At 47.7% G+C, this 22897-nt stretch carries 26 protein-coding genes; 23 read left to right on the top strand and 3 right to left on the bottom strand.

Features of this window, described 5'->3' with window-relative positions; all coding sequences use genetic code 11:
• Positions 1 to 166: 166 nt before the first annotated feature.
• Positions 167 to 2212, bottom strand: coding sequence for a methyl-accepting chemotaxis protein (locus HPY31_RS24175; RefSeq protein WP_172142767.1), 2046 nt, complete (start codon positions 2210 to 2212; stop codon positions 167 to 169).
• 230 nt (positions 2213 to 2442) lie between these two features.
• Here HPY31_RS24175 and pstB point away from each other — a divergent pair, with 230 nt between their 5' ends.
• Positions 2443 to 3195 carry a phosphate ABC transporter ATP-binding protein PstB gene (pstB, locus tag HPY31_RS24170; RefSeq protein WP_012684227.1) on the top strand — a complete coding sequence of 251 codons (753 nt, stop codon included), beginning with the start codon at positions 2443 to 2445 and terminating at the stop codon, positions 3193 to 3195.
• Positions 3196 to 3260: 65 nt separating this feature from the next.
• Here the strand turns inward: pstB and HPY31_RS24165 are convergent, their stop codons facing one another.
• The gene (locus HPY31_RS24165; RefSeq protein ID WP_007721121.1) at positions 3261 to 3599 is read right to left on the bottom strand and encodes a winged helix-turn-helix transcriptional regulator; all 339 of its coding nucleotides are present in this window, start codon (positions 3597 to 3599) and stop codon (positions 3261 to 3263) included.
• Positions 3600 to 3769: 170 nt separating this feature from the next.
• Here HPY31_RS24165 and HPY31_RS24160 point away from each other — a divergent pair, with 170 nt between their 5' ends.
• The 8 genes from HPY31_RS24160 to HPY31_RS24125 all read left to right on the top strand — a co-directional run bounded on the left by HPY31_RS24160 (position 3770) and on the right by HPY31_RS24125 (position 10315).
• A complete protein-coding gene (locus HPY31_RS24160) occupies positions 3770 to 4393 on the top strand; it encodes an ester cyclase (RefSeq protein WP_172142766.1) in 624 nt (207 codons plus the stop codon).
• 28 nt (positions 4394 to 4421) lie between these two features.
• Positions 4422 to 4973 carry an NAD(P)H-dependent oxidoreductase gene (locus HPY31_RS24155; RefSeq protein WP_172142765.1) on the top strand — a complete coding sequence of 184 codons (552 nt, stop codon included), beginning with the start codon at positions 4422 to 4424 and terminating at the stop codon, positions 4971 to 4973.
• Between the two features lie 35 nt (positions 4974 to 5008).
• Entirely contained in the window at positions 5009 to 5722 is a 714-nt protein-coding gene (locus HPY31_RS24150) for an SDR family oxidoreductase (RefSeq protein ID WP_172142764.1), read from the top strand.
• 106 nt (positions 5723 to 5828) lie between these two features.
• On the top strand, positions 5829 to 7121 hold the full coding sequence (locus HPY31_RS24145; protein ID WP_172142763.1) for an arsenic transporter: 1293 nt from the start codon (positions 5829 to 5831) through the stop codon (positions 7119 to 7121).
• A 136-nt stretch (positions 7122 to 7257) separates the two neighbouring features.
• Positions 7258 to 7647, top strand: coding sequence for a hypothetical protein (locus tag HPY31_RS24140; RefSeq protein ID WP_012684232.1), 390 nt, complete (start codon positions 7258 to 7260; stop codon positions 7645 to 7647).
• A 27-nt stretch (positions 7648 to 7674) separates the two neighbouring features.
• Entirely contained in the window at positions 7675 to 8277 is a 603-nt protein-coding gene (locus HPY31_RS24135) for a gluconate 2-dehydrogenase subunit 3 family protein (RefSeq protein WP_172142762.1), read from the top strand.
• Positions 8264 to 9883: a GMC family oxidoreductase gene (locus HPY31_RS24130; protein ID WP_172142761.1), complete on the top strand. Its 1620-nt coding sequence runs from the start codon at positions 8264 to 8266 to the stop codon at positions 9881 to 9883. The genes HPY31_RS24135 and HPY31_RS24130 overlap by 14 nt, the downstream gene beginning before the upstream one ends.
• A gap of 96 nt (positions 9884 to 9979) precedes the next feature.
• Entirely contained in the window at positions 9980 to 10315 is a 336-nt protein-coding gene (locus HPY31_RS24125; protein WP_012684235.1) for an ArsR/SmtB family transcription factor, read from the top strand.
• Between the two features lie 21 nt (positions 10316 to 10336).
• Here HPY31_RS24125 and HPY31_RS24120 read toward each other — a convergent pair whose 3' ends face one another.
• A complete protein-coding gene (locus HPY31_RS24120; RefSeq protein WP_172142760.1) occupies positions 10337 to 10588 on the bottom strand; it encodes a glutaredoxin family protein in 252 nt (83 codons plus the stop codon).
• A 171-nt stretch (positions 10589 to 10759) separates the two neighbouring features.
• Between HPY31_RS24120 and HPY31_RS24115 the strand changes: the two genes are divergently transcribed.
• The 14 genes from HPY31_RS24115 (at position 10760) to HPY31_RS24050 (ending at position 22877) form a co-directional block, all read left to right on the top strand.
• A complete protein-coding gene (locus HPY31_RS24115; RefSeq protein ID WP_016740792.1) occupies positions 10760 to 11002 on the top strand; it encodes a gamma-type small acid-soluble spore protein in 243 nt (80 codons plus the stop codon).
• A 153-nt stretch (positions 11003 to 11155) separates the two neighbouring features.
• Positions 11156 to 11542, top strand: a complete 387-nt coding sequence (gene acpS, locus HPY31_RS24110) for a holo-ACP synthase (RefSeq protein ID WP_172142759.1) — start codon at positions 11156 to 11158, stop codon at positions 11540 to 11542.
• A 265-nt stretch (positions 11543 to 11807) separates the two neighbouring features.
• The gene (locus HPY31_RS24105) at positions 11808 to 12845 is read left to right on the top strand and encodes an outer membrane lipoprotein-sorting protein (protein ID WP_012684239.1); all 1038 of its coding nucleotides are present in this window, start codon (positions 11808 to 11810) and stop codon (positions 12843 to 12845) included.
• Between the two features lie 729 nt (positions 12846 to 13574).
• Positions 13575 to 14657 (top strand): hypothetical protein, encoded by a 1083-nt coding sequence (locus tag HPY31_RS24100; RefSeq protein ID WP_172142758.1) that lies wholly within the window; start codon positions 13575 to 13577, stop codon positions 14655 to 14657.
• Between the two features lie 185 nt (positions 14658 to 14842).
• Positions 14843 to 15283, top strand: coding sequence for a hypothetical protein (locus tag HPY31_RS24095; protein ID WP_012684242.1), 441 nt, complete (start codon positions 14843 to 14845; stop codon positions 15281 to 15283).
• Between the two features lie 2 nt (positions 15284 to 15285).
• On the top strand, positions 15286 to 16488 hold the full coding sequence (gene alr, locus HPY31_RS24090) for an alanine racemase (RefSeq protein ID WP_172142757.1): 1203 nt from the start codon (positions 15286 to 15288) through the stop codon (positions 16486 to 16488).
• A gap of 230 nt (positions 16489 to 16718) precedes the next feature.
• Positions 16719 to 17018, top strand: a complete 300-nt coding sequence (locus HPY31_RS24085; protein WP_016740787.1) for a CopG family ribbon-helix-helix protein — start codon at positions 16719 to 16721, stop codon at positions 17016 to 17018.
• 3 nt (positions 17019 to 17021) lie between these two features.
• Positions 17022 to 17372, top strand: a complete 351-nt coding sequence (locus HPY31_RS24080; protein WP_005830205.1) for a type II toxin-antitoxin system PemK/MazF family toxin — start codon at positions 17022 to 17024, stop codon at positions 17370 to 17372.
• A gap of 208 nt (positions 17373 to 17580) precedes the next feature.
• Positions 17581 to 18009, top strand: a complete 429-nt coding sequence (locus tag HPY31_RS24075) for an anti-sigma regulatory factor (RefSeq protein ID WP_016740786.1) — start codon at positions 17581 to 17583, stop codon at positions 18007 to 18009.
• A gap of 5 nt (positions 18010 to 18014) precedes the next feature.
• Complete coding sequence (locus HPY31_RS24070) at positions 18015 to 19016, top strand: PP2C family protein-serine/threonine phosphatase (RefSeq protein ID WP_172142756.1); 1002 nt, start codon at positions 18015 to 18017, stop codon at positions 19014 to 19016.
• Between the two features lie 23 nt (positions 19017 to 19039).
• Positions 19040 to 19366: an anti-sigma factor antagonist gene (locus tag HPY31_RS24065; protein WP_172142755.1), complete on the top strand. Its 327-nt coding sequence runs from the start codon at positions 19040 to 19042 to the stop codon at positions 19364 to 19366.
• Positions 19366 to 19860, top strand: coding sequence for an anti-sigma B factor RsbW (rsbW, locus tag HPY31_RS24060; RefSeq protein WP_012684247.1), 495 nt, complete (start codon positions 19366 to 19368; stop codon positions 19858 to 19860). Before HPY31_RS24065 ends, rsbW begins: the two co-directional genes overlap by 1 nt.
• Positions 19829 to 20617 carry an RNA polymerase sigma factor SigB gene (sigB, locus tag HPY31_RS24055; RefSeq protein ID WP_172142754.1) on the top strand — a complete coding sequence of 263 codons (789 nt, stop codon included), beginning with the start codon at positions 19829 to 19831 and terminating at the stop codon, positions 20615 to 20617. Before rsbW ends, sigB begins: the two co-directional genes overlap by 32 nt.
• A gap of 97 nt (positions 20618 to 20714) precedes the next feature.
• On the top strand, positions 20715 to 22877 hold the full coding sequence (locus HPY31_RS24050) for a Tex family protein (protein WP_172142753.1): 2163 nt from the start codon (positions 20715 to 20717) through the stop codon (positions 22875 to 22877).
• Positions 22878 to 22897 lie beyond the last annotated feature (20 nt).

Here is a 22897-nt window from a genome sequence, read left to right as displayed (position 1 = left end):
TATTTGATAGCCATATAGATAAGGGAAAAAGCAAGTGGAAAACGTAGCTGTACCATTTGCTTTGATGTTGGCAAAGACAAAAAAGTGAATGGAACGCTTATCCAAGGACCAGACATCCCCTTTCGCAGGGACAGGTTTGTAAAGAGTTCACATTCACTTTATGTTATCAGGAATTTTTCAAAGAAAGGCTTGCTTCACCCGCTCGGAAAAATTTGATGGTTTGTTCGAGATCCTCTACGATTTCTGTCAGGCGCAGAGAGTCATCGAGAAATTGCTCCGATAAGGATAGACTTTCTTGATTGGCGGCTACAGCTTGCTGTGTGCCTGATACTACTTGTTGTGCAGAGGCAGACAGATTGTCTACCCGCTGTGAAATGGCTAGGCTCTGTGTCGAGATTGTTCCTGTGAGCATTCTGATCGATTCAAATTGGGCAGTCAACGCTTCGCTGAGCTGGATCGTATTGTGGAAGATAGAAGCGGCCTGGTGCAAGGTTTGAATGCCATTTACAGTAGCATGATCGGTCGTCTGCAAGCAAGCGGCTACGTGCTCCATTCGTTCTTCCCCTGATTCAATTACCTTTTGAATACGGGCAGATGCCTCTTCTGTCTGGTCGGACAGCAAGCGAATTTCGTCTGCTACGACGCTGAAGCCAACTCCGGCTTGTCCAGCTCTGGAAGCTTCGATTCGAGCATTGAAGGACAAAAGCTTGGTTCGCTTGGAGATAGCGGAAATCAGACCGAGCATTTCGTTGATGTCGCCCATGCTTTCTCTCATGGAGGACATGGCATGCATAGATGCCTTCATATCTTCCGAGATGCTGTGCATATTTTCTTTTAGTAAATCGATGGAGGTTGCTGCTTTTGCATTTTGCTGACGTGATTCCTGGCTTTGTACAATTGCTTTTTCCATGGAGTCTGTGATTCGAGACATTTCTTGTGTGATGCCGGCCATCGTGGCGTGAATATCATCGATCTGCTCCTGCTGGTTGTCCATTTCTTGGGCAAGCTGCTCTGTTACGGATACGACTTCTGACTGCATGGCGTGAGAATGGCGGGAGCCTTTTCCTACATGATCGGCTACTTGTTTGACGTCTGAGATGACATACTGGATTTTACCGATGATCGTCCGGATTTGTTCACTCATTCGATTGAAGCTGTCAGCTAGCTGGCGAATTTCATCATTGCTTTGTACGTGCATGGTTTGCAGCAGATCGCCCTCGCTAAAGGCGGACATTTTTTGTTGTGCTTCTTTAATCGGCTTGATAATTCGGCGAACGTACACATACAGCATCAGGGCTAGTGCAGTGAGTCCGACGAGTGAGACGGCCAAAATGGTTAGCTGAAGGCGACGAACCTCTTGCTTTACCTCGGATACCGACTGTACGACGATCACTCCCCATTTTAGCGAAGGGTCAAATTGATAGGCGACAAAAGAGTCCACCCCATTGATCCTGCTCGGCTCGTACCCAGATTGACCAGAGATGACGTTTTGCACGATCGCAAGCTCAGAGAGAAGAGGGCGCTGCAACGCGTAGGATTGATCGGGATGAGCGACCAGCTTGCCTTGTTGATCAACGATCATGGCATACCCGGTTTCCCCTAGTTTGATCTGGCCAATGGATTCGCTCAGCTTCGGAACAGAGACGAATGCCACGACGACGCCTACAGGCTCCTCGTCTTCATTGCGCAAAGGGAGTGAGACGGCTATCTTGGGAAACTCCGTCTTGGAAAACTGGAAGACATCTGAGACAAAAACCCCCTGCTGCGGTTGATTCAATGCTCCCTCATACCAGTCCATCTTTCGCGGATCGTAGGAACTGTCGAGGGGTGATCCCGGAAAGGTCAAATACTTTCCGTCTGTGGTGACGATCTGTAATTCGGAAATCGTAGGATTGCTGGTGGACAAATCAGTAAAAATGCCAAAGATCTGACTGTTAGTGATCTTGCTGTTTTTATAAGTGGAGGCAAATGATTGCAAGGCGGTTACGATGTCATAGACCCTGCTATGTACTTTCTGTAGAGCTGCACCTGATGCTTCGTGTAATTGCTGTTTTGTTTTTTCATTGAGTGTGGCTTCGGATTGATAGCTGATGAAGAAAGCGGCTATGGCCATCATACAGACAACCATTCCCATGATTCCTGCGAACAGTCTGGTGAAAATTGAACGATAATGAAACGACGAGCGACCCCACGGTTTTCTTATGTCTGGCATTAATTGTTCTCCCCTTATCAAAACGTTCAGCTTTATTGTAGGGGGTACCTAGAGGAGCGTATATGCTTTATCGACAAGATTTACCATAAATTAATGTAAGATGACCTATGTAAAAAGTCCTAAGACAAAATCTTTATCGAAACTTAATAAACTTCACACGGAAACCTAACAATGGTGCGCTATAGTGGGGAAGTAAAAGGACGTAACAACCACGAAGGAGCGAAGACCGTATGAGTGTTATTTCGGTGAGAGAGTTGAATCTCTTCTACGGTAATAAGCAAGCCCTCTATCATATAAATCTGGATGTAGAGTCTGATTCCATTACAGCTTTAATTGGTCCGTCAGGCTGCGGTAAGTCTACATTTTTACGGACCTTGAATCGAATGAACGACTCTGTACCGAACACCAAAATCACAGGAACAGTAAAAGTGTTCGACGAGGATATTTATAGCTCTCGTGTAGAAGTTGAGCGACTTCGCAAAAATATCGGCATGGTGTTTCAGCATCCGAATCCATTTCCGAAGAGCATCTATGACAACATCACGTACGGGCCGAGACTCCATGGCATGAACGATCGTAACAAACTGGACGAGCTGGTAGAGACAAGCCTCAAGGCAGCAGCCCTTTGGGATGAAGTGAAGGATGTACTGAAAAAGCCAGCAACAGGGCTTTCCGGTGGACAGCAGCAACGCCTCTGTATCGCAAGAGCACTCGCTGTTCAGCCACAGATTATTTTGATGGATGAGCCAACCTCTGCCTTGGATCCGATTTCGACAGCCAAAATCGAAGAGCTGTTGGAGGAGCTGAAGAACCGTTATACGATTGTAATCGTGACGCATAACATGCAGCAGGCGGCACGTATTTCCGATAAGACTGCGTTTTTCTTGAATGGCGAGCTAGTCGAGTTTGACAGTACCCCGACGATCTTCCAAAATCCTCGTGATAAAAGAACAGAGGATTACATTACCGGACGTTTCGGATAATTCAATAAGCATGATGGTAGGAGAGCGGACTTTTCGAGGTCCGCTCTTTTTTTGATTTTAAATGTTTATAAATGTAACCCAAATCTCTTTAATTCAATGAAAATACCTTCCAATCGTTTCCCTTTCTCCGTTAACGTATATTCCACGCGCGGAGGGACTTCCGGAAACACTTTCCTTTCCAATATGCCGTGCTCCTCCAATTCCTTTAGTCTGAGCGACAGTGTTTTTGGGCTAATCCCATCCATGGATTTCAGCAGGTCGCTAAAACGCAGCGTTCCTTCGATAAGCAGGTCCCGAATGATTAAAAAGGTCCATTTGGTCCCGATTACGTCAAGTGTCTTGGCAATGGGGCAAGGTTGGCCTGGGGTTCCTTTGTTCAGTTCGATTGGCTCAAGAACGTTCATCGGAATAACCTCCAAAAAATTAGTAAGGTTTTTGGCTATTATAACGCAATAGTATCTTTTCGGAAACTATATGAATTAAATATCACTACTTCCGTAAATGAAGTTAGTGTCATTACAATAGCAATGTAAACCGATACTTCCCCTCTAAATAAGGAGCTGATTAGAACGACATGATTCCACTTACCAAAAAAATGAGTTCGATAGCTGGTATTGCTGTCATCTTCGGGACGATGCTGTTCACGACAGCATGCGCTACTGATTCGAAAACGTCTGCCTATGATAAACAAACGGCTGTGTTGTCCGCCAAGACAGACGTCCAACTATTGAAGGATCTTCCTCAACCTGTGTCGATGACGATTGATTCCTCATTGGATTCAACGAAAGCTACCGAAATGGTACAGGCTGCACAACGTTTCTACGGATTCTGGAACACTGGGAATGAGGAGCTCATTGCACAAACCGTCTCCCAAAGTTTCATAGATAACACATTGCCGAAAGGAAGGCCTCAAGGCCCCGATGGCTTGTTATTCGCTTCCCGCAACTTCCGTAAAGCAGTTCCCGACTTGCAATGCAAGATTGAGGATTTATTGGTAGTGGGGGACAAGGTGACAGCTCGTCTTTCCTTTACGGGTACGAGCAAAGGCGAGTTTATGGGAAAACCTCTGGCCGGTAAGCCCATTCAATTTATGGCAATCGATGTTTTGCGCATCAAGGATGGGAAGCTCGTTGAAGACTGGCACCTGGAAGACAATTTAACTTTTATGCAACAAATTGGCGTTTTAGCGGAAAATTGAACGTCCTAACATAAAGGAGATGGAAAAAATGAAAAAAATCCTGATCATCAATGGTCATCAAAAATATGGCTCATCAGAGGGAAAACTGAACCAAACGTTGACGGATCATATGGTGGGTCTGCTCAAAAAAGAGAACCAAGTACGAACTACCATTATTCAAAACGGATACCAAATCGAAGAAGAGCACGAGAAATTTCTCTGGGCAGATATGGTCATTTATCAAACCCCCATCTACTGGTTCAGTGTCCCTGGGTTAATGAAAACATATATGGATGAAGTGTATGCCTACGGCTTGTTTTTTAAGGGGGCTAATCAGTACGGTAGAGGCGGTTTATTAACCGGCAAAAAATATATGTTTTCAACGACTTGGAATGCTCCAGAAAAAGCATTTAACGATCCGACCCAATTTTTTAATGGAGAGAGCCTGGAGGATGCAATCAGCCATTTGCACCGCGTACAGGAATTTTTAGGCATGCAACCTGTAAAGAGCTTTGCTTGCTATGATGTCATCAAAAATCCGCAGATCGACCGATTTGTATCCGAACTCGAGGCGCATCTCAAACAGGTATTGAGTTTCTAATAAAAACCTCATAATAATAGGGGAGAGATCTTATCATGTTGCACAATCAAAAGATAGTCATCATCGGCGGAAGCTCCGGAATTGGTTTGGAGACAGCCAAACAGGCAGTAACGCTTGGAGCAGAAGTGATCATTGCCAGCCGCTCCGAAGAGAAATTGCAAAAGGCAAAAGAGAGTCTGGGCTCCAAAGCCTCGGTGTATACGCTTGATATCACCGATGAAGAGCAGGTTCAGGCCTTTTTTGAAAAGGTAGGCACGTTTGATCATCTGGTCGTCAGCGCAGCGGAAACATCAGGTGGTTCATTTCTTCAAACAGATACAGCCCAAGCACGGAAGCTGTTTGATAATAAATTTTGGGGCCAATACTACGCGGCGAAGTACGGAGCGCAGAAGATTTCAACAAACGGTTCCATCACCTTATTCTCCGGGGTTGTCGCCTACAAAGCGATGATCGGTTCCTCTGCCCTTGGTGCAGTCAATGCGGCGGTTTCGAATCTGGGGCAAACCCTCGCCTTGGAACTGGCACCAATCCGAGTGAATATCGTTTCACCTGGCATTATTGATACGCCATCACGCAGCAAAATGCCTGAAGACATGCGCGAAAATTTCTATGCAACGTTGGCAGACAAGCTCCCAGTGAAGCGAGTTGGACAAGCAAAAGATGTGGCACAAAGCGTACTATACCTACTCCAAAATAGTTTTGTTACCGGAACAGTCCTTCATGTAGAAGGTGGCCACATTTTACTTTAACGGATTCCATTACTTGACGTTTCAGATCATTTCAATTTGTAGTATGGTAGGAGAGCGGACTTTTCGAGGTCCGCTCTTTTTGGTTTTTGGAAAGGAGATACTTGCAGTGGTTTGGATTTCATTCTTCCTTTTTCTGATCACGTTAACATTGGTTATCTGGCAACCGCGGGGGCTGTCGATTGGTTATCCGGCTGTCGGTGGTGCACTGTTGGCGCTAGCGATTGGGGTAGTCACGATCGGTGATGTTGCAGAGGTGACCGCCATTGTTTGGAATGCGACGCTGGCGCTAATCGGGATTATTATCATCTCGCTCGTATTGGACGAAATCGGCTTTTTTGAATGGGCTGCGCTCCATATGGCTCGTTTTGCCAAAGGGAATGGGCGGCTTATGTTCGTTTATGTGATCCTGCTTGGTTCACTCGTATCCGCTTTGTTTACGAATGATGGTGCTGCTTTGATCTTGACACCGATTGTGTTGGCACAGGTGAGGGCACTAAAGCTGGATGGGAAAACAGTTTTGGCATTTGTCATGGCGAGCGGGTTCATTGCAGATACGAGTTCTTTGCCCTTTGTGATTAGTAATCTGGTGAATATTGTTTCCGCTGACTATTTTGATATCGGCTTTGCTGCGTATGCGGCCAAAATGATCATTCCGACTTTGTTTTCGATTGGTGGAAGTTTGCTGGTTTTGTACCTATATTTTCGCAAAAGCATCCCAGCGCAGATTGACCTTTCCCATCTGAAAAATCCGGAGGAAGCGATTCGCGATCACAGAATGTTTCGCCTAGCGTGGCCGATTCTTTCGGTGTTGTTGATTGGCTTTTTTATTAGCGAGTCCATCCATACGCCCGTGTCTATCATCATTGCGGGGGCAGCCATCATTTTTTGCCTAGTTGCAAGAAAAAGTGAAGCGATCGCCATGCGGCGGATTATGAAAGAAGCGCCGTGGGTAGTCGTTGTTTTTTCGATTGGCATGTATGTCGTGGTGTGGGGGCTGCACAACGCGAAATTGACTGACTTGGTCAAGGACGCCTTGGATTGGTTCATGGCGCATGGTTTATTGGCAACGACCTTGGGAACAGGCTTTCTGGCTGCTGCTCTTTCCTCTGTTATGAACAACCTCCCGACAGTCATATTCAACGCGCTAGCAATTGCAGGGACTCAAGCAGACGGAGTGATGCGGGAAGCGATGATCTACGCGAATGTGATCGGGAGCGATTTGGGGCCGAAAATAACCCCGATTGGATCGCTTGCGACCTTGCTCTGGTTGCATGTCTTGGGACGCAAAGACGTGACGATTACGTGGGGACAGTACTTTCGGACGGGTGTTGTTTTGACCGTACCGACATTGGCGTTCACCTTGCTCGGTTTGTATCTGACGTTGATCTATTTTTCATAAGAAATGGAACGCCTGCTGGTAAATAGTCAGCAGGCGTTTTTCTTTGATCATGGGGCTTTGCATTGGAACAGGCAGAATAGGACAGGAGAAGGTAGGAAAAAATAGGCGCAACGTACGTAAAAAGGAGGATGTTTCCATGTGGCATGGCTGGCCGATCGAACGCGTACTGATACTTTTTACTGGATTGGCGTTTGCCCTGATTGCGGTTCAGGTCACACTTTTTCACTCTCGACAAAACTTCCGACATTGGGCAATGTGGATTCCCGTGCTTGAGCTCCCTGTATTTGCGGTTACTGCTATTGTTTTATCGTTTGTGAATGCGGGTTGGCTGCGCTGGGTGTTTGCCTTGATGATGGTCGTTGGCATGGTTGGTGGTTTGTACGGAGCCTATTTACATACGGTTGGCGTCGGGCAGCGTGTGGGGGGGTATTCACAAGGTCAAAATTTTCTCGTCGGTCCTCCTGTAATTCTTCCTTTACTGATCACGGCAATGTCAGCTTTAGGGCTTCTTGCGCTGTTTTGGTAAAAATCGTTTTCGAAGGGGTGAGAGGACATGGAAAAGCCTGGACGTTACCCATCCTATGATGTTTGGGACCAGCATACAGAGTGGGATGCTCACACCAGGAAAGTGGTAGGCGCCAGACGAATGCCCGCGATTGCCAATCAATTTTTTACGAAGCATGAATCCTTGCTTTTGCAGACAGTCGTAGGCGTATTGGTCAATGATCACCGTTTGGAGGTGCTGACCTTTGTAGTGGAGCATCTAGATAATACGACGGCTAGTCATATCGGAGAATCACAACGTAAGGTCGGAATTCCACCCAAAAAAGAGCTCTATCGCTCGGGCTTGAAAGGGATTGATGCGGAGAGTCATGCCGCTTATGGAACTGATTTTGTTGCGTTGAAGCTAGACCAGCAGGAAGCTGTTCTTCAGCACGTCGCGAATGGAGGCATCCAAAACCAGGAGGCGTGGAAAGGCTTTACTCCCGCAGATTTTTTCAAGCGGTTGCTTCATGACACAGTCAGTGCTTACTATTCACATCCGTTAGTTTGGTCGGATATCGGCTATGGCGGACCCGCTTATCCGCGTGGCTATGTACGGGTGGAAAAAGGATTGACGGACCCATGGGAGGCGAAAACAAATGACGAGTCATGACCATCATACGATTACTCATCGCCCTACTCCTGTGGATCAAAGAAAATACGCCGATGACGCAGATGTGTGCATCGTAGGTGCCGGAGCGGCAGGAGGCGTACTGGCTTATGAGTTGGCAAAGGCCGGGTTGCGCGTAGTCATACTGGAAGCGGGGCCGTTTTGGGACCCGCAGCACGATTTCGCCAGTGATGAGCTGTCGATGCGGAGATTGGCCTGGCAGGAAACGAGGCTGGTAGCAGGCAAAGACCCGCTGCGTTTGGGACATAACAACTCAGGACGGGGAATTGGGGGAGGCACCGTACATTTTACGGGGGTGTTCCTGCGTTTCCACGAGAGTGATTTTAAGACGAAGACGGTAGACGGCGTAGGGGAAGACTGGCCGATTACGTATCAGGACCTTGCCCCGTACTACGACAAGATCGAACGGGAGATTGCGGTCTCCGGTCCTAATCATTTTCCGTGGGGTTCCTTTCAAGGACCATATCCGTACCCGGTTCGGGAGCCCATCAGCGCCAATGCGCAACTGTTCCGGGAAGGGTGCGAGAAGCTGGGAATCGAGAGTGTGGTCGCCCCGCTGGCGATTTTATCGGGTCCTTTTGATGGGCGTCCCCCCTGTATCAATCGTGGCTTTTGCAATCAAGGGTGCATGCCGAATGCCAAGTACAGCGGGTTGATTCATCATATTCCCAAAGCGATAGCGGAGGGGGCAGAGGTACTGTCCGACTGCATGGTGACGGAAATTTTGATGGCTGGCGACCGGGTCGGCGGTGTGTTGTTTAACCATAATGGTTTGACGCACAGGCAGATGGCTCGTGTGGTCATTTTGGCTGGTTTTGTGGTGGAGACTCCCCGATTGTTGCTTAGTTCGGCGAATGCTCAGTTTCCGCAAGGGTTGGCGAATTCGAGCGGATGGGTAGGAAAAGCAATTATGCCCCACTCCAGTCATGATGTATACGGACGACTACCGGAGGAAGTGCGGTTGTATAAAGGAACACCTGTCCTTGCTTTGACGCAGCATTTTTATGAGACGGACCGCGAACGAGGATTTGCCCGCGGATATACATTGAGTGCACACGGGTCACGTCCGGTCGGGATGGCGGCTGCCATTGCTGCCGAGAGGGAAGATGGTTCGTATTTATGGGGAAAACAGCTTCGAGAGACTATGCTGGATTACAATATGTATGCGCGGATCACCTTGGTAGGGGAAGTGCTGCCTCATCCTGATAACAGAGTGACGCTTTCAGGTGAAAAAGATGAATACGGAATGCCGATCCCTACGGTAACGTTCAGTTATCAGGAGAACGACAAACAGCTTTACAAGCATGCCATTGGGCAAATGAACCGGATTATTGAAGCGATGGGGGGACAGCCGGAGCATGTGGTGTCTGATACCGCTCATCTCATGGGGGGATGCCGAATGGGGAATGACAGGGAAACCTCTGTTGTGAATGAATACGGGCAATCACATGACATACCCAATCTTTTCATAGCAGGTGCTTCTACGTTTGTTACTTCAAGTGGTAGCAATCCGACAAATACAGTCATGGCGCTGGCTGCACGCACTGCAGACAAGATCATTGAGGCGATGAAAAAGCAAGATGTATAGGCCGGGTTCACATAACTTTTGTGTTCTATCTTCCCCATCATATAAGCCATATAGTATACTGATAAACAGATATGTAAGGCAAAGGTGGGTATCCTTATGGAAATGGATTTGATGCAGGTTCTGTTTTTGTCAGAGACTTATAAGCTACTTGGTGACAAGACGCGCTTGACGATCATGGCTCTCCTGCAAGTACAGTCCTTATGTGTCCGTGATCTCGTGGAAATTTTGCAAACTTCCCAGCCTTCTGTTTCTCAGCACCTGGCTAAGTTAAAAACGCATGGTTTGGTCAAAGAGCGCAGGAAAGGACCATGGGTTTATTACTCCGTTAATACGGAATGCAGTCCTGAAGTGAAGCAAATTTTGTCTAACTTGCCGGACATGTCGCCAGTCGTCAAACAAAAATCAGCTGCAAGTGAACCTTCATTTGGCTGATCAGTCGTAAAAAGCGTTGGATCAATTGAGATCCAACGCTTTTTTTAGTTCTTCCTTGTCAAATCCATGGATGACGATTTGCTCGCCGTTTTCCTTTTCAATGTAGGTTACAGGTGTCATGCTGGCGCCTAATTGAATGGCTTCCTGGAAAAAAGCATCGTTTTGACGGATGTCTCTGTCTTCGAAAGCAATGTTGTTTGAAGTCAGCCACATTTTTTCTTCCTGACAAGGGCCGCAAGTGACTTGGGTATAGATAATAACCTTGTGAGCCATACAGAATTGCTCCTTTCAAAAGCAGAGTAGAAGCCTTGCCCTTTTCAATATGAATGATCTGTCGAGACAAAGCAAGTAAACAACAGCATGATTTGGAAAAATGAGGATGGATACGCATGTAGGGGGCTGTACAAATTATATTCAGTGACGTCGAGGAGGTGAATGTTAACGATGCCTAAACAAAACAGAGGTATGGGCCAAGCGAACCAAGCTAGCCAAGCAGCAAACACTGCGACTGAATTCGCAAGTGAAACAAACGCAACAGAGGTTCGTCGTCAGAACCAACAATCCGCACAACGCGCTGCTTCCCAAGGCGCTGCGACTGAGTTCGCAAGTGAAACAAATGTTGCGGAAGTTCGCCGTCAGAACCAACAATCGGCTGCACAACAATCTTCTGGCCAAGTTACTGAGTAGGAGCCAGCGGACAAAAGCCCTCGCAATTTGCGGGGGTTTTATTTATTCCGTAAAGTCTATGCATGGAATGTGGTCTCTATCCTTGCACTTGCAAAAGCGTGGAAGTGGATGATACTGTGATTCGTAAATCAGCCCACTAGGAGGCAAGTGCTCATGATCATTGGAACAGGCGTAGACATTGTGGAAATAGAGCGAATCGCTACTATGATAAAAAGACAAGAGAGTGCAATCAAACGCTTTTTGACCACAGAAGAACAACAGCTCCTGCATGGAAAATCAGAGACGAGACAGGCGGAAATGGTTGCAGGCAGATTTGCTGCCAAGGAAGCGGGAGCAAAGGCACTTGGCACAGGTATTGGTGCTATACTCAGCTTTTTGGATATGGAAATCCTCCCGAATCATTTGGGCAAGCCGGTCATGACCATAAAGAACGAGGTGTACAGCAAACTTGATCTGGACCCCACTCGGGTTCATATTCATGTGAGCATTTCGCATAGCCAGTCGCATGCGATTGCGCAAGTCATTGTAGAAGAACGATAGATGTTTGAAAAAAACCGATAAACTTGTCTGCATATTGGGACGAGGATGGACATACATTTATATCGCGTAGATCAGGAGGGACTACCTGCTCTTACACAGGAAGGCTAAGTCTGTAGCCGATCCAAGCGATATGTCGCCAACTTCGTAACCATTTGCAACCATTGACACGATGTGCGCTGCATGGGCGAGAGACTGACAGATTTCCCAGGAAATAGACAGGGATGCCCTTCTTTGTCGAAAATATTGACAAGGAGGAGTTCATTGAATGAAACGGGTAGCTTTACCACTGGTGTTATTGTTGGTTTTCACCCTGTTCCTCGGCGGTTGTTTCGGTCAGAAAACACCAGAAGATGTGGTGAGCGACCTGAACGGTGCGTTGGGAAAAATGACTGGGTACAAGTCTCAGGCAGTTTTGACCATGCAGACAGGCTCTACCCCCATGGAGTACGATGTTCAGGTCTGGTATGAAAAGCCAACCAACTATCGGGTAGCTCTCACCTCGAAGCAGCGTGGCATTACACAAATCATCTTGCGAAACAATGAAGGAGTCTTTGTACTGACCCCGCATCTGAACAAGAGCTTCCGCTTCCAAAGTGGCTGGCCTGAGAACAACGGACCGTTATATCTATACGAAACGCTGGCCAAGAGCATTATTGATGACACAGAGCGCCAAATGAAGATGGAAGAAAAACAGTATGTATTCGAAGTGAAAGCGAACTACAGCGGCAATCGTTCTTTGACCAAGCAAAAAATTTGGCTGACAGAAGATTTCAAACCAACGCACGCCGAAATTATGGATGCTAGCATGAATCCGCTCGTACGAATTGATTTCACTGATTTTTCGTTCAACCCTATGTTTGACAAAGACGCCTTTGACAAAGAGCGCAATATGACAACAAGCTCGTTGACAACAATCCCAACAATGGCGCAAACAAATGGACAGGTCGTAAAACAACCGAACAGCCAATTCGGTGTTATCGTCCCTACGTATATGCCAGAAGGGGTTAAGCAAGGAGATATCGAGCCAGTCACCCGTGATGGAGAGAGAAAGGTTATCTTAACCTACAAAGGGACCTACAACTACAAGGTAATCGAGGGTCGCCCGACAGCAGCATCTGTATCGTATGAGCAAGGTATGCCTGTGAACCTCGGCTTTACGGTTGGTGTGCTTGCGCAGACAGGTGAAAATCAGCGACTTCTGACGTGGGAGCTCGACGGCATCGAATATACAATCGCGGGGGATCTTCCTGAGGAAGAAATGGTGAATGTCGCACAGTCGACATATGGCCTCAGCGCGAAATAAAAGCGTGGGAGAGGGGACGGTAAATGCCGTCCTCTTTTGTTTTCGCATTAGAAAGTGGCTGTAGTGGAGGGGAAGAAGCGCATTTCCAGTCTACGCTTCGGCCTACGCCCTGCAAGGGGTTAGACTGTCCGCTCCGGATTGAATGTCGGGAGCGCTTCAAACGTAGAAGTTTCGATGAAGTAGTTCATAAGTGAAGCTGAAATTCCCCGACATTCAATCCTACGCTTAGGTGGGCTCCAGAGGCGCTTGGACTGGAAATGCACTTCTTCCCAAGCGGCTTTGTTCTACTAATTAAGAAAAATCCCCCCAGTTGATACTCAATGGATGATCTTCCCAAGTTTTAAAGGGAGCGATGAATGAAAAAAGCTGGCGAAAAGAAAAAGCACAGGGCTCGCAGACCTTGACAACGCCTACCCAGTCGGAACTTCAAAAAGAGGACCACGCTTGTCGAACACTTCTTCCCTGAGAAACTTCCGCCCGTAGGGTGGCTTTGGCTCGACGGTCCTCTTTTTGAAGTGGAGACGGACAGTCCATCACCACCGTTGGCGTGTCAGAGTCGAAGAGAACTGTGCTTTTTCTTTTCCTCCACTATGTTGACATAGTTTTCTACGATTTTCCCTCAAGTTTTCCTTTTTTCTCAAACGGGAATCTAAAAATACCCATGTACACTTGGTCTTGTAACAAAGAACAAGCACACTACACGAGCATAGACGAAAGGGTTGAGTGTATATGTTTAGCAAAACGAAAATGGGAATGCTGATGGGTACGATGGCAGTAGTTTTGAGTCTGGGTAGCATGGGCGGAGCAATGGCAGCCGATTCAGCAAAACCATCTTCATTGAATAAACCCGTAGAAGTAAAATTCAAAACCGGCAAGATGGGCCACCACGGTGGGGTGGGCTTCAAAGAAAATAAAGAGCTGCTCTCGCTGTTAAAGCTGGATGCTGACAAGCTGAAAGAAGAGCTTGCGGCAGGGAAAACACTCGCAGCGATTGCACAAGCCCAAGGAGTTGACACCGCAGATGTCGTGGCACTTCTGGTTGACCAGCAAGAGGCCAAACTGAAGGAAGCAGTAACAGCAGGCAAGCTCACGCAGGAGCAGGCAGATAAGCTGTCTGAAAATCTGAGCGACCGCGTAAAAGAACAGGTAGAAAACTCGAAACCGGATAAAGGCTTCGGCAGAGGAGGCTTCATCGGTGGCTTTGAGAAAAACGAAGAACTGTTGTCTCTCTTGAAGCTGGATGCCGATAAACTCCAAGAAGAACTGAAAGCCGACAAATCGCTGGCTACAATCGCAGAGGCTCAAGGCGTATCTGTGGATGATCTGGTGGCTCTGTTGGTAAAACAACAGGAAACCAAGCTGAAAGAGGCAGTAGCGGCAGGCAAGCTCACTCAGGAGCAAGCCGACAAGATGAATGAAAAAGCGAGCGAACGAGTAAAAGAAATGGTGCAAAATACGCATCATGGCCGTGGACCAGGTAAAGGAATGGGTATCGAGAAAAATGAAGAACTGCTGTCCCTCCTCAAGCTGGACGCAGATAAGCTGAAAGAAGAGCAAAAAGCAGGAAAATCGTTGGCGACTATTGCCAAGGAGCAAGGCGTAGAAGTGGATGACGTTATCAAACTCTTGGCAGGTCAGCACGAAGCCAAGCTAAAAGAAGCAGTTAAGGCAGGCAAGCTCACACAGGAGCAAGCTGACAAGCGCAGCGAGGAATTGACTGCGATGGTGCAAAAAATGGTGGATGGCAGCTTTGAAAAAGTCGTTTTCCCAAGACATGAAAAAGAGAAAAAGGACCAGAAGGAAACCATGTAGAAAAGTCAGGCAGGTGGGAGTTACTCCCATCTGCTTTTCTATTTTCTCGGGATTGGTCGATGAGCGTCGATTTGTACATAAAAACCAACGTGCGAATGAGGTGAAAGGACAATCCGCGAATTGACACACAGCGGGAAAACACGATACATTCAGAGTAACTTATTGAATGAGGTGGCATGCTTTACATGAAGAAACCGTCTAACGAAGTTTTGTACCAGGAAGCATCGACCTACAAAGACATGCTCCTGCGAAAAAGCTGGAAAATGCGCATTAACGAGACTGTCATGTTTGTGCTGGGGATGATGATTCTCGCTCAATTTTTCCCGACCAATGACACGAGATTCAAGGTGCTTGTTTTCGCCATTGCCATTGCTGTTGTTGGATTGTCTCCGTTTATGTACAAATCGGTATTACGTCCGGTGTACAAGCTGACCAAGACCCACCTGATTATCTCCTTGTCAGGACAGGAAAAGAGCTACCCGCTGTCTGAAGTCGAGCAAATTTATGAAGGCCGTCATTTTTATCTCGTAGGCGGCAAAAAGGAATCCCTGATGGTTTCTAGGCAATTTCTCAGTCATTTGAATGAACGCTTGTTTTACTATAAAAAAGGGAACAAGAGGAGATAGGAATGAAATCGTTTTGTCGTGACACTTGGGTAGAGGTTGATTTGGATGCCATCCGGGCGAACCTCGAGACATTCAAACGCCATTTACCAAAAAAAACGGGTATTATGGCTGTTGTGAAAGCAGACGGGTATGGTCATGGTGCTGTCCATGTTGGAAAAGAAGCGTTGGCAAGCGGTGCAGATTCACTTGCAGTCGCATTGCTCGATGAAGCGCTTATTTTGCGGAGGGCAGGCATCACAGCACCGATTTTAGTGTTGGGATACACACCTGTCGAGTCCATTGTCACTGCAAGCGAGCTGGAAGTGGAGTTAACTGCTTACAGCGTCGAATGGATCACGGAAGCGAACGACATTCTTCAGAAAAACGATCACAAGCCTGTTGGGATTCATGTGAAGACCGATACGGGGATGGGACGTTTGGGCGTTCGGACAAAGGAAGATTTGCTTGCGGTTGTAGGTGCCCTTGAAGAATGCTCGAAGCTTAAGTGGACAGGCATTTTTACGCATTTTGCCTGCGCGGATGAACCAGATACAACCCATGTGCGACGACAACACGACTTGTTTCAATCCTTTTTGCAAGCACTGCGTGAAGCAGATAAAACATTGCCGACCGTACATTGCTGCAATACGGCTGCGGCTATCGCATTTCCCGATTGGGGGTATGATACGATTCGTTTAGGCATAGGTTTATACGGATTGTATCCTTCTTTGTACATGAAAGAACGTGCGGATGTTATTCTTGCCCCCGCGCTGTCGCTCAAGACTAGAATTGCCCACGTGAAGAAGGCAGATGAGCCATTTACGGTCAGCTATGGTGCTACGTATAGAGCACAGCCTGATGAGTGGATTGCAACGCTGCCGATCGGATACGCAGATGGCTATTCTCGCCTTTTGTCCAACCGCGGTGAGGTGTTGTACAATGGCACGCGCTACCCGATTGCAGGCAGAGTTTGCATGGACCAAATCATGGTCTGCCTGAATTCGACAGAAGCAGCGGTTAATGATGAGGTCGTCTTGTATGGGAAGCAGGGTGATGAGGAAATCGCCTTGGATGAAATTGCCGATTTGCTGGGAACAATCAATTACGAAGTTCCTTGTATGCTGAATTACCGAATTCCGCGCCTTTATTTGCGCGACCAGAAGGTAACGGACGTATTTCACCCATTGACGATGAAGCACTCGTCCCATGAAAATGTAAATATCTAGCAGGGAAAATCAGCAGGAATTTTCCCGTGGAACACGAATACTAGTTAAGCGAAAAAGCTGGCTTTTTTGGGTAAACGAAGTCTTCACCTGCACCTTTGGATTGTTTACACTCACGTTTTCCCACCGAAAAAGCGCACAGTAGGTATATTTTTGCAATGGATTCGACATAATGGTATTGTTCATATTGGCTGTTCTTTCTAGAACCAGCATAGCGGATGGAAGTTACGGTCATGGTTGGAGGTGGATTTGTCTTGTCGAAGTCAAACACGAAACGCATCATGATCAGCTTGCCACAACACTTGCTTCAGGAAGTGGATGGCGTTATTCAAAAGGAAAAATCCAATCGCAGCGAGTTTATTCGTCAAGCGATGCATTTGTATTTGAAAGAGCGAAAAAAACGCACAATCCGTGAGACCATGCAAAAAGGGTACATGGAGATGGCGAAGATCAATCTGAATATGGCATCGGAGGCTTTTGGCGCTGAACAAGAGGCTGACCATACTCTTGTCCGCTTAGTTAGCGGGGTGTGACTGGTGATTGTCAAACGTGGCGATGTGTTTTTCGCGGACCTGTCCCCGGTCGTTGGCTCTGAGCAAGGAGGCGTACGGCCTGTTTTAGTCATTCAAAACGACATTGGAAATCGATTTAGTCCGACGGTCATCGTCGCAGCCATTACAGCGCAGATTCAAAAGGCGAAGCTACCTACGCATGTGGAAATTGACGCAAAAACTTATGGATTTGATCGTGACTCCGTTATTCTGTTGGAACAAATACGAACCATTGACAAACAACGTCTAACTGATAAAATTACGCATCTCGATGACGAGATGATGGATCGGGTTAATGAATCCTTGCAAATCAGTTTAGGACTCATTGATTTTTAACGTGTGAAAAAAGATCAGATTATTTGATAGGAAAAGCCACTTGAGTGAAGCAAGTGGTTTTTTGCTGTCAAATTTGCAGGGATTTCGTGGGTGTACATCGAACTGTTCGAAAAGAGAATTTAAGACAAAATGTGACACAATATGATTTATTTTTCGAGGTAGAGAAAAAACTCATTTCTACCTACCAAGCGAGGCGGAAGGGGTTTTTTTGGTTGTGGCAGACTATTCTCCTGAGACAATCAATATAGAACAAGAATCAGACATCGTGACAGCGCGGCAAGTGGGGCGAAATATGTCGAAGCTGTTTGGCTTTGGCACGATCACGCAGTCCCGCATCGCCACGTCAATCTCTGAATTAGCTCGCAACATCTATTTGTATGCGGGTACGGGGACGATCACCATTTCGCCGATTGAGCGCGAAGGAATGATCGGCTTGCAAATAACAGCAAATGACAGCGGTCCAGGGATTCCTGATATTCGCCAGGCATTAGATGATGGCTATTCGACTTCGGGTGCCCTCGGGGCCGGATTGCCGGGTGTCAGGCGCATGATGGATGAATTCGAGATCCACAGTACCCTGGGGGAAGGGACACGTGTCGTTGTTGTGAAGTGGAGCGATCAAGCAAAGGAGGAATGAGATAGATGGTAACCCGGAGCTTCCAAGAAGAGTATGTAAAAATTCTTCGGGATTACCTGAGTGCTCAAGGGGAGGACCAGCTTTACGGAGCCCAGCAGTTGGGCAAATGGATGCTTTCTCAAGATATTTCACCAGAAGAAATAACTGATTTGCATGCGCAAGCGCTTGAGCAGCTCGGGGAAGTGCCAGAGTTTGTGCGCTCCTCCTTCTCCATTTTGACAGAGGTCATGATTGAATATGGGAACGAGCACCGATCCGTAAATAGCTGGCGCAATCGCCATCAGCAGATGGAATCAGAAATAGCCGTGGCAAAAGCAATGCAGCAATCACTTTTGCCAAGTGAGGTTCCAGTCTATTCAGAACTGGAGATTGGTGTAGTGAGTATTGCTGCGAAACAAATCTCGGGCGACTATTACGACTTCATTGAGCAAAGTGAAGGGCGTTTTGGTGTCGCCATAGCAGACATTACCGGAAAAGGAATGCCTGCTGCGATGTGTATGTCGATGGTGAAATATGCGATAGACAGCCTTGGACAAATGGAGCTGGGTCCCGATGAAATGCTGCACCATATAAACCGGATCGTGGGAAGAAATATTGATCCGAGCATGTTTGTGACGATGATGTTTGGCAGTTACGACGCGAAGGAACACTGTTTCCGTTATGCCATGGCAGGACACGAGCCAGGGTTTTTGTACCGGTCGGCTGAAGGAAAGTTTTACGATCTTGAAGGACAAGGGAATGCACTCGGTTTATGCCCAAACAGTGAATACGAGGTTCAGGAGATTCGTTTAGAAATGAATGATGTTCTGATTCTTCTGACGGATGGTGTAACAGAATGCAAAAATAACCGATATTATTTGCAAAGGGAAGAGCTTGTACACCATTTGCAAAAAGAGGTTGGCGAATCTGCCCAAAAGATGGCAAACGGCCTGTACAATAGACTGCTTCTGCTCTCCCAGTTTAACCTGTTGGATGATTACACCATGATTGTACTTCGAAGAACTTAAGCAACGTACGGGGGGAGACGCAGATGGACCTGCTAATTCAGACAACGAGCCTTGAAACTGAGCACCGAGTGGTCCTTGGTGGAGATATTGATGCTTTTACAGCACCGAAAGTAAAGGAAGCACTCATGTCACTCGTCACCAAGCCGGACATCAATCACATTACGGTTGATTTGGAAGCTGTAGAATACATGGACAGTACCGGAATCGGAATTTTCATCGGGATTATGAAAGAGTGCTTCCAAAGAAATAGAACATTTGAGGTGCACAAAATGTCTCCGCGTGTGGAAAGGCTATTTCGCATCACTGGCTTATACGATCATATTGCCATCCGCAAAGGAGAGAGCGAGTAATGGGTCCAAATCGACCTCAGGCAGACGTGATTCAATTGACTTTGCCAAGCAAGGCGGAGTATTTGGGAGTAGCACGTCTGACTGTATCCGGTATAGCCAACCGTATGGGCTTTTCTTATGAAGAGATTGAGGATATCAAGCTTGCCGTCGGAGAAGCATGCACGAATGTAGTAAGACATGCATACAAGGAAACAGAGAATCCTGGCTCCATTCATATCCAATGCCACGTTTATGAGGATCGGTTGATGATCGAGGTAAGCGATCAGGGCGTGGGATTTTCGAATGAGCTCATTGCTGAGCAACTGACGCCGATTTATGCAGGGAAAAGCCTTGAGGATTTGGATGAGGGCGGGCTCGGGCTCTATCTCATTCACACGCTTATGGATGAGGTGGAGACTCGCTCTGAATCAGGAGTAGTAGTCTCCATGACCAAGTATGTTCGGCAGGATGGGGTGGCTGGCAATGACTGGACAATCTCGGAAGCAGAAATATAGTCCAGAGGAGTTGAAGGAGCTCATCCACCTGTATGGTGAAACAAAAGATCCTACGATACAGGAACAACTGGTGAGGGCCTATACTCCTCTTGTGGAATCGTTAGCGAAGAAGTTTGTTCGCGGACAAGTCATGTATGAAGACCTCGTGCAAGTCGGATTAATCGGCCTGCTTGCTTCCTTTCGTCGGTTCGACCCTAGCTTTGAGCGGACATTTGAGAGCTTTGCGATTCCGACTATCGTGGGTGAGATTAAGCGCTATATTCGGGACAAGACCTGGAGTGTCTATGTTCCGCGCAGGGTAAAGGAACTGAGCCCCAAGATCAAACGAGTGGTCGACGAGCTCACGATCAAGCTGCAGCGTTCTCCCCAAATTGCGGACATTGCCAACAGCCTCGGCGTTTCAGAGGAAGCGATTCTAGAGACATTGGAGATGGGGCGCAGCTATCATTCTCTCTCTATGGACAGTGAGCTGGAAGCGGATCTGGACGGCAACACCATTTCCTTACTCGACCTAGTAGGGACGACGGAAGAAGGGTACGGAGCAGTCGAGCAGAATCTGATGCTGGAGCGAGCCCTGCAAATTTTGGATCACCGTGAAAAAGAAATCATTCAATTAACTTTTTATCAAAATTTGAGTCAGAAGCAAGCGGGGGACATCATGGGGATGTCGCAGATGCATATATCCCGCCTTCAGCGTAGGGCGTTGGGCAAGCTGAGAGAAGCATTGAGAGTGGAACAGCTGGAAACCGCGACGTAGAGGGGCCAAGTGGCTCCTCTTTTTTCTTTCCTTTTTCCAGTCCTTGTTAGCAAATGTGGTACAATAAACGACGAAGAATGAGCGCAGGAGGACAGGTATGGAGCTTACGTTGATGATCCAGACGATCGCCCAAGATACGGGTGTCAAACCTCACCAGGTGGAGCGCACGGTTGCCCTCCTGGATGAAGGAAACACGGTTCCTTTTATTGCCCGCTACCGCAAAGAAATGACGGGGCAGCTAGATGAAACACAAATTCGAGCGATTGAGGAACGCGTTCGCTATTTACGCAACCTGTCAGTGCGGAAGGAAGAAGTCGTTCGACTCATCGATGAGCAAGGCAAGCTGACGGACGAGCTGCGCGCAGCTATTGAGCGTGCGACAAAGCTGCAAGAGGTAGAGGACCTGTACCGCCCTTACCGCCAAAAACGCCGCACGCGTGCAACCATGGCTAAGGAGAAGGGACTAGAGCCACTTGCCAACTACCTCATGAGTTTACCGAAAACCGGGAATCCGGAAGAAGAAGCAAAACCGTATATCAACCCGGAAAAAGGCGTTGAGACGACTGAGCAAGCTCTGCAAGGAGCAATGGACATCGTGGCGGAAATTCTGTCTGATGACCCGGAAATTCGCCAGTGGGTTCGTCAACGCTCCGTGCAAAAAGGATTGCTTCTGACGGAGCAAAAAGCCGAAGAAGCAGACGAGAAAAATGTATACCAAATGTATTACGCATATAGTGAGCCTCTGAAAAAGGTCGTTCCCCATCGGGTACTGGCCATCAATCGGGGAGAAAACGAAGGCATTTTGAAGGTTTCGATTGAAGCGCCTGTCGCCGAGATTTTGGCTTGGATGCAAAAACGCACCATTCCGCGTGATACAGTTGCCCGCGAACTGCTGACATTGACAGTCGAGGACGCGTATAAGCGCCTGATCGCCCCTTCTATTGAACGAGAGGTGCGCGCCGAGCTGACAGAGGCAGCCGAGGAACGTGCTATTCACATCTTTGCAGAAAACCTGCGCAATTTACTGCTTCAACCACCTGTAAAAGGCAAAGTCGTCCTTGGGGTAGATCCGGCGTTTCGGACAGGCTGTAAGCTCGCTGTTGTAGACGAAACCGGAAAACTGCTCGAGGTTGCCGTCGTTTATCCGACTCCTCCGGCCAATAAAGTGGCAGAAGCCACAGTGAAAGTGAAGCAGATGATCGAAACCTATGGGGTTACGGTTGTCGCGATTGGGAACGGTACTGCTTCGCGCGAGACAGAACAGTTCATTGCCACGCTACTGAAAGAGCTGAAGCGAGAGGTAATGTACATCATCGTAAACGAGGCAGGAGCATCCGTGTATTCTGCATCGGCCTTGGCCAAGGAGGAATTCCCAGACCTAGATGTAGCAGAGCGAAGTGCGGCATCGATCGCGCGACGTTTGCAAGACCCGCTCGCTGAGTTGGTCAAAATCGATCCAAAGTCCGTCGGAGTTGGTCAGTACCAGCATGATGTTTCCCAATCGAGGCTGGCAGACAGTCTGCAGTTTGTGGTTGAGTCTGCCGTAAACCATGTCGGGGTAGATGTGAATACGGCTTCTCCTTCGCTTTTGCAGTATGTATCAGGGATCAGCCGTCAAGTGGCGGGGAATATCGTGAAAAAACGGGAAGAGATCGGGATGTTCACGGAGCGCTCTCAGCTAAAGGCGGTTCCTCGCTTGGGTGCCAAAACGTACGAGCAGTGTATCGGATTTCTGCGCGTGATGGATGGAGCGAATCCACTGGATAAAACACCGATTCACCCGGAATCGTACGAGGCGACTCACCAGCTACTGACGATGCTAGGCATTAGCGCTCAGGAGATCGGCAGTGAGAACTGCAAGGAACGCGTGCAGTCTTTGGATGTAAAAGAGACTGCGGCGAAGCTCGGGATTGGCGAGCCTACGCTGCAAGACATTGTAGACAGTCTCTTGCGTCCTGGTCGCGATCCACGAGACGAGTTGCCAAAACCACTCTTGCGAAGTGATGTCCTCCAGCTGTCCGATCTAAGTGTGGGCATGAAGCTGCAAGGTACTGTGCGCAACGTGGTCGACTTCGGAGCGTTTGTGGATATCGGTCTGAAAAATGACGGACTCGTACACATTTCCCGTTTGAAGAAGGGCTTTGTGAAGCATCCACTTGAAGTGGTGACTGTTGGCGATATCGTAGATGTATGGGTAGTAGAAATTGACGAAAAACGTCAACGTGTAGGGATGACCATGATCGCCCCAACAGAAGGATAAGAAAGAACTAAAAGGCGGCC

Source organism: Brevibacillus sp. HB1.3, assembly GCF_013186635.1.
Classification (GTDB): Bacteria; Bacillota; Bacilli; order Brevibacillales; family Brevibacillaceae; genus Brevibacillus; species Brevibacillus brevis_D.
The sequence above is the reverse complement of the archived record's forward strand: the minus strand, read 5'-3'. Positions and strand labels throughout refer to the sequence as shown.